Origin of the sequence: Erythrobacter dokdonensis DSW-74, assembly GCF_001677335.1 — a bacterium.
Lineage (GTDB): Bacteria > Pseudomonadota > Alphaproteobacteria > Sphingomonadales > Sphingomonadaceae > Erythrobacter > Erythrobacter dokdonensis.
In genome coordinates this window covers 188,174-203,430 of sequence record NZ_LZYB01000002.1, presented here as the reverse complement: position 1 = coordinate 203,430, position 15,257 = coordinate 188,174, and the positions used below count along the sequence as shown (strand labels likewise).

Sequence of the window (15,257 nt, the reverse complement as noted above, 5' to 3'; positions counted from 1 at the left end):
GCTGCCGTGGGAGTGGAAGGCGGCTCAATCAAGTGACAACAACGTCGCCTGAGGGCCATTGCGCCAATGGCAGCTATCTGCGCTTTCCCGCCAGAACGCGACATTCGGCAAGCGACCCAATAGCGGACCTTGAGAAGCGCGCCAAAGAAAGCCTACGCCTTGTCTGAGATGGAGACCTTACGCAGAAGCCATAACTGTACAATTGAGCGAGCGTCCGTCAGCGAAAGCGAGCGAGAGACCACCGTCGATCTCGTTGCCGACGGCATAGCTCTCCCAAATGCTGTCTTGGTCCCGCTGCAGTGTTGCAATCGTTACCAGCACATCTTCATCGTCATACAGCAGGATGAAGTTCTCGAACCGAGCAGCTTGCAAAACTTGCGTGTTGAGGCACTCGGCTGGGCGCGTCTCTAGTGCAGGCCCTTCTAGCATTGCATGCAGTATACCGATCCGCTCTTCATAAGCTTGCTCCACACACTCAGCATGCCTTTCGTTGAAGGCACACATGCTGCGCCGCCTTAGCCATAATTCTTGCGGTTCAAGCCAAGTGAGATCATCAGGCATGATGACAATTTCCAAGAGATGGATCATAGCCCGATCGAGATTCAGGAGACTGGTTGTCTGACATACCAATTGGTCTGTGGCATACTCAGCGCGGCTGCAATTTGCACCGACCTGCTCTGTAGGTGGCGGCACGGCCTGCGCAAGCACAGTATCACCAGTCGGGTGTACTAAAGAGGCGAATGCCAGAAGCAGTCCAGTGAGCATTTTGGAGATCCGCATGCTTCTTGGGCTAGCACTGACCCCAGTCTCCCGCATCATCAATATTTGCCCAACCTCAGGAAAGGTTGGCTAATGCCTCACCAGATTGGCTACCACCTATAAGCGAAATGATTGCCGAACAGCCTGTATCGCTCACCGTGGTGGGCATGATCCTGATAGTCCTCGCCGTCGGCTGCAGTCTTGGTCTGGCGGTCAGGATTATCTTTGGCGGAACTCTGGGGCAATTTATCCAGGACTGCTTGCTCGGCTTCATCGGCGCACTAATTGCTTCGATATTGCTGCCCATGAATGGGATTGGCGCTCGAAGTGCTGAAGGAAACCTCGCTTCAGCCGCTATGGCAGGCTTGTTACTTATAAGCGTGGGAAGGCTTATCAAATCTCGGCTTCGCCCTTGACGGCTGACGCCACACAGTTTCAGGCTCTTAGCCAGCGAGGGGTTCGGCACTGTCACGACTTTTCCGGTCATGTCTGAACAACACTACGACGAGGATCATCGCCACAAGATAGGTCAGGAACTGGAAGAAAGTCGCCAGCAATACGGTCCCTTCACTGGTTACCTGGTGGCTGAAGGATGAAAAATCCCACAGTGCATGGATCGCGACGGGTAAGAGGATCGTGCCACTGATCCGCCTTAGCAGGTAAAGGCCAGAGCCTAGAAGGAAGGTAAAAACGGCTTGTACGAGGCCACCTGAGAGACCGATGCCGAAAAGTCCATTGGGGACATGCATCAACCCGAACAGAGCGGTCGAACCGAGCCAAACGAGAACCTCATTTTTTGTTGACCCGCGCAATCCGACCAAGACAATTCCGCGCGTTAATATCTCTTCGTTGATACCAATCAGCAAGCAGGCAACGACGAGGGTCGCAAGATGCGACAAGGCAATTTCCGACCATTGCGTGACCGATAGTAGCACCGCAACAAAGGGAGCGATAAAGAGCAGAAGCACCCATAAGGCCCATTGTGGGCCTCCATATTTCTGTTCCCGTAGAACCGGCCGCCACCAACCCAACCAAGTGACGACACCCAAAACCAGGGCCGCACCCAGAAGTTCGGGAAGTATCAGCCGCTCAAGAATTGCGTCCCGGCCTGCAAGGTTCGTATAATCAGCTCCGACAAGAGCCCAAGTGCCGAATATGATCGCGTTGTAGGCGATCCAAACACAAAGCCCGATCCACCACGCAGGCTGCAATCTCATCTCACTGCTCCTCACATGTTCTCGCCGGGTTATGCCAGATGCATCAAAATGCAGGGCGCTGCTGAGTCCTATCGAGCCGCGGCAGCGCCCGCCATTTCTGCAACTTCAGAATGCAAGTTTGGCAAAGTGCCTAGCCGCCCATGACAAATGCGTCTGGAATCTCGTAGACCTCTACCGTGCCAATGTTGACGACGCTGCTATCGCCACGACGCTCAACATAGATGCCCGCTTCGGAATCACTCGAAACGGCCCGACCGCCCCGGAACAGGATCGTCCGCTCACCACCGTCTGGTGTATCGATATGAACGGTTGCACTGGAACCGCGGCGAACGACGCCCGCGTTGCAGTTTGCCATCGGCCTGTCCGGTTCAGCGACGCAACGGATCATCGCCGTCGCGTGGTAGGGCGTACCTGACACGAGCGCATCCGAGCTGTGCGACGCGCCGCGACCAGTTGCAGAAACAGTGAGGCGGTAACTTGCCCGCTCACCGCGTCTTCCCTGCGCCCGCATCTGATATACGCGAATCGTATAGGTGCCGCCCTGTGTGGTCCGCGCCTCGAACTGCTGCCCGTTTACTGAGCTGTTATAGATCGCGACATCGCCAGCACCCGGCTCAATGATATTGAAATATGGTGATCCGCCGCGTTCCTGAAGCGAGACAGCAAACATCTGACCTGCGCTCAGACCAACTTGATAGTCGACGTACTCTCGACCAACTATCGTCCCATCGATAGTGGTTCCGGTCGCACCGCGCGCAAAGTGAATCTGTTCCACATGCTGCGCGATGACCGGCATCGACGTCGCCAAGGCGATGGCCCCGAAAACAAGAGAGAACTTCCTCATCACTTCAAACCTCCAAAAGGGATCTTGATCCACCAGCCTGCGGACAAGCCGCAAGCTGGCGGATCAATGCGAAAACTATTGCGATAGGAAGTCCGTCAAAGGCTACCCTCGTCGCCGGTGAACATCACCTCTTCAATTGTGCCGTCTGTGTAGCCAAAGCAACGCCACGGGGCTGTTGCACCGTCCACATTCACGAGTATCACGACACCGGATTCTGCTTCATCAATACTGTTGGTGCTTACGCCAGCGCCAGTGGTGGAAGCGACGCGTTCGAGGCATTTCTCCTCAAGACCGCCAGGCCCCCGGATCGGATCGGAGGCAACTTGTGCGGGTGCGGCTTCTTGCGTTTCAGCCACGTCAGCGGGGGCCGCTTCCGTCGACCCACTATCAGCAGTCGCCATTTCAGCAGCTTCATCAACGCCGTCTGTGCCGGAGCCGCAGGCAGCAAGGCCAAGAGCGAATGCGCTGGCAATAACTAACTTCTTCTTTGTCATTTGGATTACCTTTATTGGTACGAGGGAATACTTCTTGATAGAAGGCATATCCAACTTCTTCCTGAAAATGATTTGATTGCAATCAATGTGGGAAAACTTTCCCTTCGGGGACTTCACCCGCTCGAAACTGGATCCGGAAATTCCGCTTTCCACCCATCACCGGTCATTCCGGTGCCGCGGCCCGCACCCCGAAACCGGCCATTGCCGACAACGGTTTCGACCGGATGCTTACGGTCGAGGAGGGGCGAGGTGATCGACGATGTCTGCGCGGATGGTGAAGGTGCCAGCGTGGTTGAGCGAGCTTTAGTGCCGGTGTTTTACGGGATTGGGGCGAGGGCGCGATGGTGCAAGGCAGCCCTGAGGGTGTTTTTCAGCACATTCGGACTAGGCGAAAGGTTGCCTAATCGCTCGAACGCAGTCGGTGGAGCAATAAGACATCCCCCCCGACCCGTTCGAGGGGACTACGCGCCCGCAGACGAGCGATCTCCAGCCGTGCCTCCTCGGGCGTCATGCCCCCCTCACAATCTGGCGCAAATGCCATGCCCATTTGATCCACGCCTCGCGCGTCTCGGCCTCGTAACGATGCCGGTTGTAAATGCCAGCCACACCAGCGCGGGCGCCGCTAACATGATTCAGGCAGGCTTCGACAATGTGCGGCGCTATGCCAATGCCGTGCATCCGCGTGGCTACAGTTCGACGTAGGTCATGGATTGTCCAATCGCTTGTTGCGCTTGCATCATCGAGGCGCTGTTTTGAACGCGACCAGCCGCTGAAACCGTTGTCGGCCTCGCCAAATAGCACCGCGCGGCCCAGCCGCTGGCGCACGCGTGCCAGCGCTGGCGGTGCAAGGTAGATCGCATGGGGGCGCCTGTTTTTCGAGCGCGCCGCAGGTAACGTGAACCAGCGCCCCGCAACCTCGCCCGATCGCATCTGGGCAATTTCGTTGCGCCGCGCCCCAGTCAAGATCAGCAGGCGAATGATCGAACCATAATCGGTTTCAGGTTTCGCGGCGCCCCAGATTGCCCTCAGTTCATCATCATCGAGCACGCGCTCGCGGGGGCGAGTCTCGCCGGCCTTGGGCAGGCCGCGAAACGGGTTGGCTCCATCGACCTTGCCGCGCAAGAGAGCGTGGTCGAACGCGCTGGCAAGGTGGGCAGCAGCGACATCGGCAACTCTTGGTCCGCGCTTGCCTGCAACCTTGTCTTTCCAATCAGCCGCCGCTGAGCGTGTCAGCTCGCCCGCAGGCAGACGCGCAACCTTCGCGTCGAGCGTTGAGGTTGAGCATTGCATCGCCGCGTAGGTTGCGGACCTGATTGCACTACGCGCCAGCCGCCCTTGCTGATGGTCGAGCCATTGCGCGACAAGATCGGCAATGGTTAGGGCTCCAGCCTGCGCCTTGAGGCGCCTGACCTCGGCAACACCATCTACCCCGACCATTGCTGCTGCAATAAGCTCACCAGCCTTCTTGCGCGCCTTCGTCACCGATAGTCCCGCGACTGGCGCAAAGGTTTGGATGCGCTGCTTGCCTCCAACCCGATAGCGAGCAACCCAAGAGCGGCCGCCCTTGGCATTGATGCGGGCGCCAAAGCCGCCTAGCCCCTCCTTGGTATCATCCCATAGATACGCGAAACCGCTCTTGGGCGGCTTCGCGCTTGCGACCGCCTCATCCGTTAGCCGTGCCATGCCTGTCCTTTGTCTTTAACCATCTTTAAGCGAATCTTAAGCGAGAATTGTCATGGCGCGCCATGAATCCTTTGGACCTAAGACAGATGGTATCCCTGAAAAACCCCTGTTTGACTAGGGTTTTTGCGAATTAAGAATGAATGGGCATGATTGAGGAGGACGGTGACTTTGTGCTTTGGGAGCAGAGGGTCGCAGGTTCGAATCCTGTCTCCCCGACCACTTCTTGCCACAGGGACGCCAAGTCTTCCAAAATGCCAGTTGGCGAGCCGCCCTCTTGAAGCCTCGTTCGGCTTGCGGCAATGATCTTGCCCATGACCGACCTTCCGAAAAAGACAGCCCTCGTTACCGGAGCATCCTCGGGCGTGGGCTTGTGGAGCGCAAAGGCGCTCGCCGATCGCGGCTGGCATGTCATCATGGCCTGCCGCGACCTCGCCAAGGCAGAATCCGCCGCCAGGGAGGCGGGGATCGCTCCTGCAAACCGTACCTTGCTGCATGTCGATCTCGCCGATTTCGCCAGCGTGCGCGCGCTGGCCGAAGCGGCGCGGGAGACAGTGCGCGCAGGCGGCGGCGCGCTTGATGCACTCGTTCTCAACGCTGCCGTCTACCTGCCGCGCGCCGAGGCACCGCAACGCAATGCCGATGGTTACGAAATTTCGGTGGCGACCAACTATCTCGGCCATTTCCTGCTCGCCAACCTGCTCCTGCCCGACCTCGAGGCCGCCCCCGCTCCGCGGCTGGTCACGCTCGGAACGGTAACAGCCAATTCCGAGGAATTCGGAGGCAAGATCCCGATCCCCGCTCCTGCCGATCTGGGCGACCTCGAAGGCCTTGAAGCCGGTTTCAGGGACCCGGTCGCGATGATCGACGGCAAGCCTTTCAAGCCCGGCAAGGCCTACAAGGACTCAAAGCTTGCACTGATGATCATGAGCCGCGAGCTGCACGCGCGGTTTCACGACAAGACGGGGATCATCTTCGCTACACTTTACCCCGGCTGCGTTGCCGACACACCACTGTTCCGCCATGCGCCCAAGGCATTCCAGACCATTTTCCCGTGGTTTCAGAAGAACATCACCAAGGGCTATGTCTCGCAGCCGCTCTCGGGCGAGCGGGTGGCGCAGGTCGTGGCCGATCCGGACTTCACCCGCTCGGGCGTCCACTGGAGCTGGGGCAACCGCCAGAAGCCGGGCGCACAGGCCTTTGCCCAACCCTTGTCAAGCAAGGCCGAGAACGCCCATCGCGCCGCACGCCTGTGGGATCTGAGCGCCAAGCTGGTCGGGCTTGAGGACGCGCGGATCGGGGAACCGGCCTAGTCCTGCATGATGGCCGGTGCGCTCGGGATCGGGCCGCCGGTGAGGATCGAACTGGCCTCGTTCGCGAGAATGCCGACCACCATCGTCCACACCGCGACGTTCTGGCGCAACTGCACCGGGTCGATCTTGTCGAGCGTGTCGTCAGGGGTGTGGTGGAGGTCGAAGTAGCGCAGACCATCCTGTTGAAGGTCGATCAACGCGCCCTTCTGGTCGCGCACAATATTGAGATCGGCACCGCCCGTAGCAGCATCATTACCGTTCGAGACGCCAAAGCGCGCCACGGCCGCCGCGATGCGTTTGTGCAGGGCGGGATTGCTCTCGCGGAAATTGCTTTCGAAGCGCCAGATCCGGTCCGCGCCGAAGTCGCTCTCGATGCCGACTGCAATCGCCTCGTCGATATGGGCGTCGCTATAGGCCCTGCTGCCCCAGAGCCCGGTTTCCTCTGCACCTGCTAGCAGTACGCGGATGGTACGCAAAGGCTGGCCAGCCTGCTTCACATGCAGCGCGGCAGCAGAAATGATCGCACAGCCCGCGCCGTCATCAAACGCGCCGGGCGCATTCCACCAGCTGTCGATATGGCAAGCAAGCAGGACTGGCGGCAGCGAGGGATTGCGACCGACGATCTCGCCGACCACATTGCCGCTGCGCGTCGCGCCGATCTGGCGCGGGTTCATCTCCAGCTTGAGCATCACCGGCTTGCCGCCCGCGCGTTCGAACATGCGTTCGAGGTTCTCGGCATCGGGCAGGCTCAGCGCACCAGCCGGGATCGGAGTGACACCTGCGGGGAAGCTGGTGCCGCCGGTGTGCGGATTGCGATGGTGGTCGGTGCCGACCGACTTGATGACCGCACCGATTGCGCCTTTGCTGGCCGCGATCCCCGGTCCGACCCAGCGCACCGGCCCGGCAAAGCCATAATGTGATCCGTCCTGCGCAGGGCGCATCTGGTGACTGATATAGGCAATCTTGCCCTTGAGGCTGCCTTCCGGCGCGGCGCGCAGATCATCGACCGTGCGGAAGAACACCACCTCGGCCTCGAATCCGCCCGCAGGCGTTGCGGCGGAATTGCCGAGCGGCAGCACCACCAGATCTTGCGCAAACGGCGCGGTGACGCGGGCGCGGGCGATGTCACCGGGCACCCATGTGTCCATAGTGAAGGGCTCGTCGGCGACATTGGCGAAACCCTTGTCCTTCAGCCACGCCATCGACCACGCCCGAGCGCGCGCCTCGGCCTCGGTCCCGGCCTGACGCGGGCCGACTTCGGTGGTCAGCCCCTCGACGAAATGCCAGGCATGAGTGTCGTTTTCCAGCGCCCTTACCGCCTGGGCCTCGAGCGCGGGTGTGTCCGCTGTGGCCGTGGTCGACATGGAAGCGAGCGAAAGCGCGATCAGCGCGGTAAGTGTTTTGTGCATGGGTTGCGGTGCTATCGCTCGCCACGAGCGAAGTCTAGCCGCTTGCCCTTGGCTCTCCCCTTCCCTATTTGCGCCTGCGAAACCTCCCCACCCGATAATTCGATCCCGAAGGACTGAACCGATGGCCGCGCAATACGCCTATGTCATGAAGGGCATGACCAAAACCTTCCCCGGCGCCCAGAAGCCGGTGCTGAACAACATCAACATTCAGTTCTATCAGGGCGCGAAGATCGGCATCGTCGGCCCGAATGGTGCGGGCAAATCGACCCTGATCAAGATCATGGCCGGGATCGACAAGGACTTCACCGGCGAGGCATGGCCGGGAGAGAACATCACCGTTGGCTATCTCGAGCAGGAGCCGGAGCTCGATCCGACCAAGACCGTGCTCGAGAACGTGCGCGAGGGTGCGAAGGAAACCGCCGATCTGGTCGCGCGCTTCAATGAAGTGTCGGCGCTGATGTGCGAACCCGATGCCGATTTCGATGCGCTCGGTGCGGAAATGGGCGAATTGCAGGACAAGATCGACGCCGTCGACGGCTGGACGCTCGACAACCAGCTCGAGGTGGCGATGGAGGCCCTGCGCTGTCCGCCGGGAGACTGGCCGGTGACCGATCTTTCGGGCGGCGAGAAGCGCCGCGTCGCGCTGACCCGCCTGCTGATCCAGAAGCCTTCGATCCTGCTGCTCGACGAGCCGACCAACCACCTTGACGCCGAAAGCGTCCAGTGGCTCGAAAACCACTTGAAGGAATATGCCGGCGCGGTGCTGATGATCACCCACGACCGCTACTTCCTAGATAACGTGGTCGAATGGATCCTCGAACTCGATCGCGGCTCCTACTACCCCTACGAAGGCAACTACTCGACCTATCTCGAGAAGAAGGCCAAGCGCATGGAGCAGGAAAGCCGCGAGGAAAGCGGCAAGCAGAAGGCGCTGCAACGCGAACTCGAGTGGATCCGGCAGACGCCTGCTGCAAGGCAGACCAAGTCGAAGGCGCGTATCCGCAAGTTCGAGGAACTTCAGAACAGTCAGGAAAACCGCCAGGTCGGCAAGGCGCAGATCGTCATCCAGGTGCCCGAGCGCCTCGGGGGCAAGGTGATCGAAGCCAAGAACATCTCCAAGGCCTATGGCGACAAACTGCTGTTCGAGAACCTGTCGTTCACCCTGCCGCCGGGCGGCATCGTCGGCGTGATCGGGCCGAACGGCGCGGGCAAGTCGACCTTGTTCAAGATCCTCACCGGGAAGGAACAGCCCGACAGCGGCACGATCGAGATCGGATCGACCGTGCGGCTGGGCTATGTCGACCAGAGCCGCGACCATCTCGATCCGTCCAAGAACGTCTGGGAGGAGATTTCCGACGGGCTCGATTACATGAAGGTCAACGGGCAGGACATGTCGACCCGCGCTTACGTGGGCGCGTTCAACTTCAAGGGTGCAGACCAGCAGAAGAACGTCGGCAAGCTGTCGGGCGGTGAGCGCAACCGCGTGCACATGGCCAAGATGCTGAAGCAGGGCGGCAACGTGCTGCTGCTGGACGAGCCGACCAACGACCTCGATGTCGAGACGCTGGCCGCGCTCGAAGACGCGATCGAGAACTTCGCAGGCTGCGCGGTGGTCATCAGCCACGACCGCTTCTTCCTCGATCGTCTTGCCACCCACATCCTCGCCTTCGAAGGCAACAGCCATGTCGAATGGTTCGAGGGCAACTTCGAGGCCTATGAAGAAGACAAGCGCCGCCGTCTGGGCGATGCGGCGGATCGCCCGACGCGCCTCGCCTACAAGAAGCTGACGCGCTAAATCGCGAAAACGGCGGGCGTTTTTATCGGCGCCCGCCGCGTGCTTTACCAACTCTTAACCAGAGCTACGTCACTCTCCCTGGCGATAACAAGGGTCGCAAAGGGGCTAGAGGGGCGTGATCACCGGAAACTCAGTGCCGCTGGCGGCGGCGGTGGCGGCTTGGCTGGCTGCGCTGTCGCTGGGCTTTCTGGCCGGACAGGCATGGGCGCGGCGCAAGCGAGCGCCGGTGGCCGATCCGCTCTCCGGCCTGTTTTCTCCCGCAACTCTCCGGCCCGCCGTGGACCAGGCGAACCAGCGGTTACGCGGCGAGATCGCGGCTCAGGCCGTCCTGCGCGGGCGCATCGACCAAACCGCGATGCTGCGCACCAGCTGGGACACCGAGACCCGCGAGCAGGTGCTTGGCCAGATCGCCGGAGTGATGAAGGCAGGCATCCGCCGCGATGACAGCTTCGCGCGGATCAAGGGCGACGGATTCACCATCATCATGCCCGGCGCGGATGAACGCGCGGCGCTGGGTGTTGCCGAACGCTTGCGCCGTGCGCTGGCTCAGGTGCGCCTGCCGCAATTCGGCTTGGACAATCCGTTCACCGCCAGCTTCGGGGTCGCTTCCGGGCGGATCGATGACAGCCGCGACAATCTCGTAGCCCGCGCGCGGGCGGCACTGGATGCGGCGCAGCGGGCTGGCAGCAATCATGTGGTCAGCGCCACCGAGATCGAGGACGTGGTGTTCCTGCCGGCGCCGGAGCGCCCCGCAGACGCTGCTTGACCGGGGTCTGAGCGGCGCCTCAAGGAGCGACCCAGCGTCCCTCCCAATCCTCGCCCGCGCGCGAAAACTGCGCCCGCAGGTGGCCGGTATGGGCAAGATAGAGCCAGTCCAGCTCGACGATGTCGATAAGCAGAACGGCAAAGTTCTCGCGCGCGGGCAGCAGTTGCGCATCATCCGGCTCCACACCCTCGAATTCGGGCGGCAAGCCAGAGGTTGCCTTCTGCGATAGCGCCCCCGGACCATCGCCGAGATAGCAGCGGCGCGCGAAATTGGTGCTCGCCGCCCAGGCCGCATCCGCTTCCACTCCCTCAGATTCGATCCGGGCCGTTCCGCGCACGCGGAGCTGGATCTTGGCCCCTTTGTCGTAGAACACCGCCGCAACCCGCGGGTCGGCAGCAATCGCCCGGGCCTTGGGCGCGCGGGTATCGGTGTGAAGCCGCAGCCGCCACAGGGCCATGTCGAAAGCGCGCAGCACCATGACCCGTGCATCGACATCGGCGGTGACAATGACAGGAGTGTGCATCGGCGACTTGCGGTCGCGTGCGGCGCGGATCAGGCGATTGGCGCAATCCTGGCGGATTTCATCAAGCTGTTCGAACATGCCTACGCCTTTCCGGGGCAATCACTGGCGCGTCAAGCCGCAGCCGGGCCAGACTCGCTTCGTTCATCAAGGAAGATATTTTTCTGAACATCAACGGAGCGGTTCATCCCCGCGACAGTCTGACGGGTCTAGAGGTGGTTCATCAACTAGCCGCTTGTGGTGGGCGGGCGACACTGGAGGCATCCATGACCAAGACCCTGATTGCCAGGGGCGGTGCGCTTTCGGCTCTCGCCCTCGTTATTGCCCTCTGCGCTCCTGTCGCGCCGGTCCAGGCCCAGAGCCGCACCGAGACCCTCGCCGAGCGCCCGCAATTGCGCGCCGAGAACCGCGGCGGACCGCAGCGGATGCAGCGCGTGGAACGCCGCAGCGAGCGCCGTGAGTCCCGCCGCGAGCGCGCTCAGAGCAGTCCCGATCGTCGAGGCTTCGGAGCTGAGGTCAGGCGCCGCGCCGAGCGCGCGGGAACACCCGATGCACGGAGAGCCGCAACGGTCCGCCAGGATCGGCCGGAACGCCGCGCCGAGCGAATCGATCGCCGCGGCGAACGCAGGGCCGGAGCAGTCGAAGCACGCGGTGATCGGCGTGCCGAGCGTCTCGGATGGCAGGGTCGCGACCGTGCGGCCCGAAGGGTAGACCAGCGGAGCGAGAGACGTGCCGGCGCCATCGAGAACCGCGGCGAGCGCCGGGCAATCCGTGTCGAACAGCGAGGCGACCGCCGCGCCGGTCGGATCGACAACTGGCGCGATGGCCGTCGAGACGGCTTTGCCGGCCAGGTCAATGACATCGCACGCGACGCGCGTCGGTCGGACTGGCGCGATGGTCGGCGCGGCAACTGGCGCGACGATCGCCGCGACTTCCGTCGCGACCGGCGGAACTGGCGGCGAGACGACTGGCGCTGGGGCTGGAACGGCCGCCCCGGCTGGGACCGGCGCGACTTCCGGCGGTGGGACCGCGGGTGGCGCGGCAACCGGACCTATAACTGGTTCGATTTCCGCCGCGGCAACCAGTTCCTGTTCCGCCCCGGCCCCTATTTCGCGCCCTTCCGTTCGCACCGCTACAGCCGCTTGCAGACAGGCTTCTTTCTCGACAGCCTGTTCTTCCAGCCGCGCTTCTTCATCAACGATCCCTGGGCCTATCACCTGCCGCCGGTCTACGGTCCGTACCAGTGGGTCCGCTATTACGACGATGTGTTGCTGGTCGATATCTACACCGGCGAGGTGGTGGACGTGATCCACGATTTCTTCTGGTGAGCCGGCGTCCGGCGCGCGGAGCGGGATTGCGCCGCGCGCCGGGATTGCTAACAGCGGGTCATGACCGCCGCCGAGACTGTCCCCGACCAGCAGGCCCTTGCGCTTATCGGTGAGAAGGTGCGCAAGCGGCTGGCGGCTGATCCCGGAGTTTATCCGATCGAGAACAGCCACTGCGAGCTCTTCGCGATCGGCAACTTTCTGAGCCCTGTCGAGTGCACGAAATTGTGTGCCATGATCGATGAGGTGGCCCGCCCCTCCTCGCTGCACGAACTCGATTACGCCAGCGGCTTTCGTACGTCCTATTCGGGCGACCTTGATCCGCACGAGAGCTTCGTGAAAGGCATTTCGCGACGGATCGACGATCTGCTCGGGCTCGATTCCGCCATCGGAGAGGCGGTGCAGGGACAGCGTTACCTCCCTGGCCAACAATTCCAGCCGCATAATGACTGGTTCTACACCTCCGAGAAATACTGGCAGCTTGAAAAAGCACGCGGCGGGCAGCGCAGCTGGACCGCCATGGCCTACCTCAACGAGGTCGAAGCCGGCGGCGGTACGCACTTCACCAGGATCGGGATCGAGATCGAGCCCAAGCCCGGCGTGCTGCTGATCTGGAACAACGCCCTGCCCGATGGCCGCCCCAATGAAGGCACCATGCACGCCGGTATGCCGGTGTTGAAGGGCGCGAAATACGTCATCACCAAGTGGTATCGCACCCGCCAGTGGCGTTAGGAAAGCGCCGCAGGGCTCGCGGCGCCGTCACTTCTCGGACGCGCCCGGCGGATCTTCGTCTGTCGTCAGAGCCCGCACATCCTTCGACAGCCGGTCAATCCGGTGTGCCAGCCTCAGAATCTCCAGCTGGGTGCGCAGATTAACCTCGTAATCATGCCGGGCGGTGATGCGGTCCTTCATTGCCTGACGGTTCTGGCTCATCAGGATCACCGGTGCCTGGACCGCGGCAAGCATCGAGAGCATCAGATTGAGAAAAACAAAGGGATAGGCATCGAACGGGCCCAGCCCCAACAGGTCCAGTGCTCCGGTATTCAGCGCCACCCACACCACCAGGACCACGCCAAAGGCAAGGATGAACCCCCAGCTCCCGCCCACCGCCGCGACCTTGTCAGCCAGACGATCGCCGGGCGTTTCATGCGACTGCGCCAGTTCCTCGGCATCGCGTCCGGTGAAGGTGCCCGCTGCAACCCGTCTCAGCACGCGCTGTTCGTCAGCCTCAAGATCATCGAAGTCGCGACCGAGCAGGTCGCGCGCCAGCTTGTGAGGATCGGTCTGCCGGGTCATCCCTTCTGTTTTACGCCTTGGCCAGCGCCTCGGCAATCAGCTGGCGGGTGGGGGCTATGCCATAGAGCGCGATGAAGCTGCCCATGCGCGGGCCTTGCTCGGAGCCGAGCAGCGTCTCGTAGAGCGCTTTGAACCAGTCGCGCAGATTCTCGAAGCCGAACTCTGCCTGCTTGCCGATTTCATAGACGATAGTCTGCAAGTCCTCCGCGCTCATATCCGCTGGCACCCCGGCGAGCGCCGCATCCAGCGCCCACAGCGCCGCTACTTCGCCATCCACCGGTGCGCGCTTGGCGAGCGTGGGGGCGACGAAGTGCCGGTTATAGGCGAGCGCCTTCATCACCAGCACATCAAGTGCCGGGTGCGCCGCCGGATCGGCATCGGCGACATAATTGCCAAGGTATGACCACACCGCTTCATGGGTCGCGCCTGCGCCCAGCACGCCGACCAGATTGAGCAGCAGGCTGAACGGCACCGGCAGCGTATCGCCCGCCCCCGGAGCCTCGGCGCCTTCATGGTGCTGATTGGCGCGCAGCAGGTGCCACACCGGGTTGCCCAGCTGCTTGTCGATATCCTGACCCGGCAAGGCGGCGCGGAACTGCCAGTAATCGTCAATCGCCTTGGGGATCACGCCGACGTGAAGCTGCTTGGCGCTCTTGGGATTGGCGAAGATGTAATAGCCCAGGCTCTCCTCGCTGCCATATTCGAGCCATTGCTCGATCGACAGGCCGTTGCCCTTGGACTTTGAGATCTTCTCACCTCGCGCATCAAGGAACAGCTCGTAGATCAGGCCTTCCGGCTTGTGACCGCCGAGCACGCGGGCGATCTTGCCCGACTGGATGCCGCTGTCGGTCAGATCCTTGCCGTACATCTCGTAATCGACCCCCAACGCCACCCAGCGCATCGCCCAGTCGACCTTCCACTGGCACTTGGCCATGCCGCCCAATGCCGATTGTTCGACCACCGAGCCGTCCTCGTCGGTGAAGCGGATGATTCCCCGAGCAGCATCCACCACCTCGACCGGCACCTGCAACACCGCACCAGTGGTGGGGCTGATCGGCATGACCGGGGAATAGGTCTTGCGCCGTTCCTCTCCGAGCGTCGGGAGCATGATGTCCATGATCGCACCAAAGTTCGCCAGAACACCCTTCAGCGCTTCGTCGAAGCGGCCCGAATTGTAGCAATCGGATGAGCTGACGAATTCATACTCGAAGCCAAAGCGGTCGAGAAAGTCACGCAGCATCGCATTGTTGTGCGCGGCGAAACTTTCAAACTTTTCAAACGGATCAGGGATGCGCGAGAGCGGCTTGCCAAGGTGCCCGGCCAGCATCGCCTGGTTGGGAACATTGTCCGGCACCTTGCGCAGGCCGTCGAGATCGTCCGAGAAGGCCACCAGCCGCGTCGGCGCACCGCCGGTCAGCGTCTCGTAGGCGCGGCGCACCAGCGAGGTTCGCAAAACCTCTTGAAAAGTCCCGATATGCGGCAAGCCCGAGGGGCCATAGCCGGTCTCGAACAGCACCCCGCCCGGCTTTCCTTGCGGCAGCCGCTTGGCGAGGCGCTGCGCCTCCTGGAACGGCCAGGCCTTTGAGGATTGTGCGGCGGCGATGAGGGCGTCTTGGCTGATGGTCATGGCGAGGCGGCTTTTAGGCATGCGCAGCAGGCTTGCAAGCACAATGGCGCCGGCGCGCGCATCGCCGCTCATGCCCGACTGTTTCACGTGAAACCGCGCTGCAAGGGGCAGTCTGACAGGGGTCAAGACAGGGCAAAGGTGGGTCTGGAAGCGCGCGAAGGGTGGGCAAGACCGGGCTGGCGGCGATCATGGCGCGGCAGGCTATTCCCCGC

15 protein-coding genes are annotated in these 15,257 nt (G+C 62.0%); 6 read left to right on the top strand and 9 right to left on the bottom strand.

The window, feature by feature from the left end; translation table 11 throughout:
• Window positions 1-177: 177 nt before the first annotated feature.
• Window positions 178-588, bottom strand: a complete 411-nt coding sequence (locus I603_RS14450) for a lysozyme inhibitor LprI family protein (protein WP_157090857.1) — start codon at window positions 586-588, stop codon at window positions 178-180.
• A gap of 299 nt (window positions 589-887) precedes the next feature.
• On the opposite strand from I603_RS14450, the gene I603_RS04940 reads away from it, so the two are divergent.
• Entirely contained in the window at window positions 888-1,175 is a 288-nt protein-coding gene (locus I603_RS04940) for a hypothetical protein (RefSeq protein WP_068862748.1), read from the top strand.
• Window positions 1,176-1,202: 27 nt separating this feature from the next.
• Here the strand turns inward: I603_RS04940 and I603_RS04935 are convergent, their stop codons facing one another.
• The 4 genes from I603_RS04935 to I603_RS04920 all read right to left on the bottom strand — a co-directional run bounded on the left by I603_RS04935 (window position 1,203) and on the right by I603_RS04920 (window position 4,997).
• Window positions 1,203-1,976: a CPBP family intramembrane glutamic endopeptidase gene (locus I603_RS04935; protein ID WP_157090856.1), complete on the bottom strand. Its 774-nt coding sequence runs from the start codon at window positions 1,974-1,976 to the stop codon at window positions 1,203-1,205.
• Window positions 1,977-2,106: 130 nt separating this feature from the next.
• Complete coding sequence (locus I603_RS04930) at window positions 2,107-2,820, bottom strand: hypothetical protein (RefSeq protein ID WP_157090855.1); 714 nt, start codon at window positions 2,818-2,820, stop codon at window positions 2,107-2,109.
• Window positions 2,821-2,915: 95 nt separating this feature from the next.
• Window positions 2,916-3,467 (bottom strand): hypothetical protein, encoded by a 552-nt coding sequence (locus tag I603_RS04925; RefSeq protein WP_157090854.1) that lies wholly within the window; start codon window positions 3,465-3,467, stop codon window positions 2,916-2,918.
• A gap of 354 nt (window positions 3,468-3,821) precedes the next feature.
• A complete protein-coding gene (locus I603_RS04920) occupies window positions 3,822-4,997 on the bottom strand; it encodes a tyrosine-type recombinase/integrase (RefSeq protein WP_068862741.1) in 1,176 nt (391 codons plus the stop codon).
• 311 nt (window positions 4,998-5,308) lie between these two features.
• Here I603_RS04920 and I603_RS04910 point away from each other — a divergent pair, with 311 nt between their 5' ends.
• Window positions 5,309-6,307 (top strand): protochlorophyllide reductase, encoded by a 999-nt coding sequence (locus tag I603_RS04910; RefSeq protein ID WP_068863292.1) that lies wholly within the window; start codon window positions 5,309-5,311, stop codon window positions 6,305-6,307.
• Here the strand turns inward: I603_RS04910 and I603_RS04905 are convergent.
• On the bottom strand, window positions 6,304-7,716 hold the full coding sequence (locus tag I603_RS04905) for a M20/M25/M40 family metallo-hydrolase (protein ID WP_068862740.1): 1,413 nt from the start codon (window positions 7,714-7,716) through the stop codon (window positions 6,304-6,306). The two genes, I603_RS04910 and I603_RS04905, sit on opposite strands and share 4 nt — an antisense overlap.
• A gap of 121 nt (window positions 7,717-7,837) precedes the next feature.
• Here I603_RS04905 and ettA point away from each other — a divergent pair, with 121 nt between their 5' ends.
• Both ettA and I603_RS04895 read left to right on the top strand, forming a co-directional pair.
• The gene (ettA, locus tag I603_RS04900; RefSeq protein ID WP_068862738.1) at window positions 7,838-9,511 is read left to right on the top strand and encodes an energy-dependent translational throttle protein EttA; all 1,674 of its coding nucleotides are present in this window, start codon (window positions 7,838-7,840) and stop codon (window positions 9,509-9,511) included.
• A gap of 115 nt (window positions 9,512-9,626) precedes the next feature.
• Window positions 9,627-10,277, top strand: coding sequence for a GGDEF domain-containing protein (locus I603_RS04895; protein ID WP_084439855.1), 651 nt, complete (start codon window positions 9,627-9,629; stop codon window positions 10,275-10,277).
• A gap of 19 nt (window positions 10,278-10,296) precedes the next feature.
• On the opposite strand, the gene I603_RS04890 is transcribed toward I603_RS04895, so the two are convergent.
• The gene (locus I603_RS04890) at window positions 10,297-10,878 is read right to left on the bottom strand and encodes a pyridoxamine 5'-phosphate oxidase family protein (RefSeq protein WP_068862735.1); all 582 of its coding nucleotides are present in this window, start codon (window positions 10,876-10,878) and stop codon (window positions 10,297-10,299) included.
• A 185-nt stretch (window positions 10,879-11,063) separates the two neighbouring features.
• Here I603_RS04890 and I603_RS14235 point away from each other — a divergent pair, with 185 nt between their 5' ends.
• Both I603_RS14235 and I603_RS04880 read left to right on the top strand, forming a co-directional pair.
• The gene (locus I603_RS14235; protein ID WP_232305251.1) at window positions 11,064-12,125 is read left to right on the top strand and encodes an RcnB family protein; all 1,062 of its coding nucleotides are present in this window, start codon (window positions 11,064-11,066) and stop codon (window positions 12,123-12,125) included.
• 60 nt (window positions 12,126-12,185) lie between these two features.
• Window positions 12,186-12,854, top strand: a complete 669-nt coding sequence (locus I603_RS04880) for a prolyl hydroxylase family protein (protein WP_068862733.1) — start codon at window positions 12,186-12,188, stop codon at window positions 12,852-12,854.
• Between the two features lie 27 nt (window positions 12,855-12,881).
• On the opposite strand, the gene I603_RS04875 is transcribed toward I603_RS04880, so the two are convergent.
• Both I603_RS04875 and I603_RS04870 read right to left on the bottom strand, forming a co-directional pair.
• Window positions 12,882-13,418: a DUF1003 domain-containing protein gene (locus tag I603_RS04875; protein WP_068862731.1), complete on the bottom strand. Its 537-nt coding sequence runs from the start codon at window positions 13,416-13,418 to the stop codon at window positions 12,882-12,884.
• A 10-nt stretch (window positions 13,419-13,428) separates the two neighbouring features.
• Window positions 13,429-15,045: a lysine--tRNA ligase gene (locus tag I603_RS04870; RefSeq protein WP_198157220.1), complete on the bottom strand. Its 1,617-nt coding sequence runs from the start codon at window positions 15,043-15,045 to the stop codon at window positions 13,429-13,431.
• Between the last annotated feature and the right edge of the window lie 212 nt (window positions 15,046-15,257).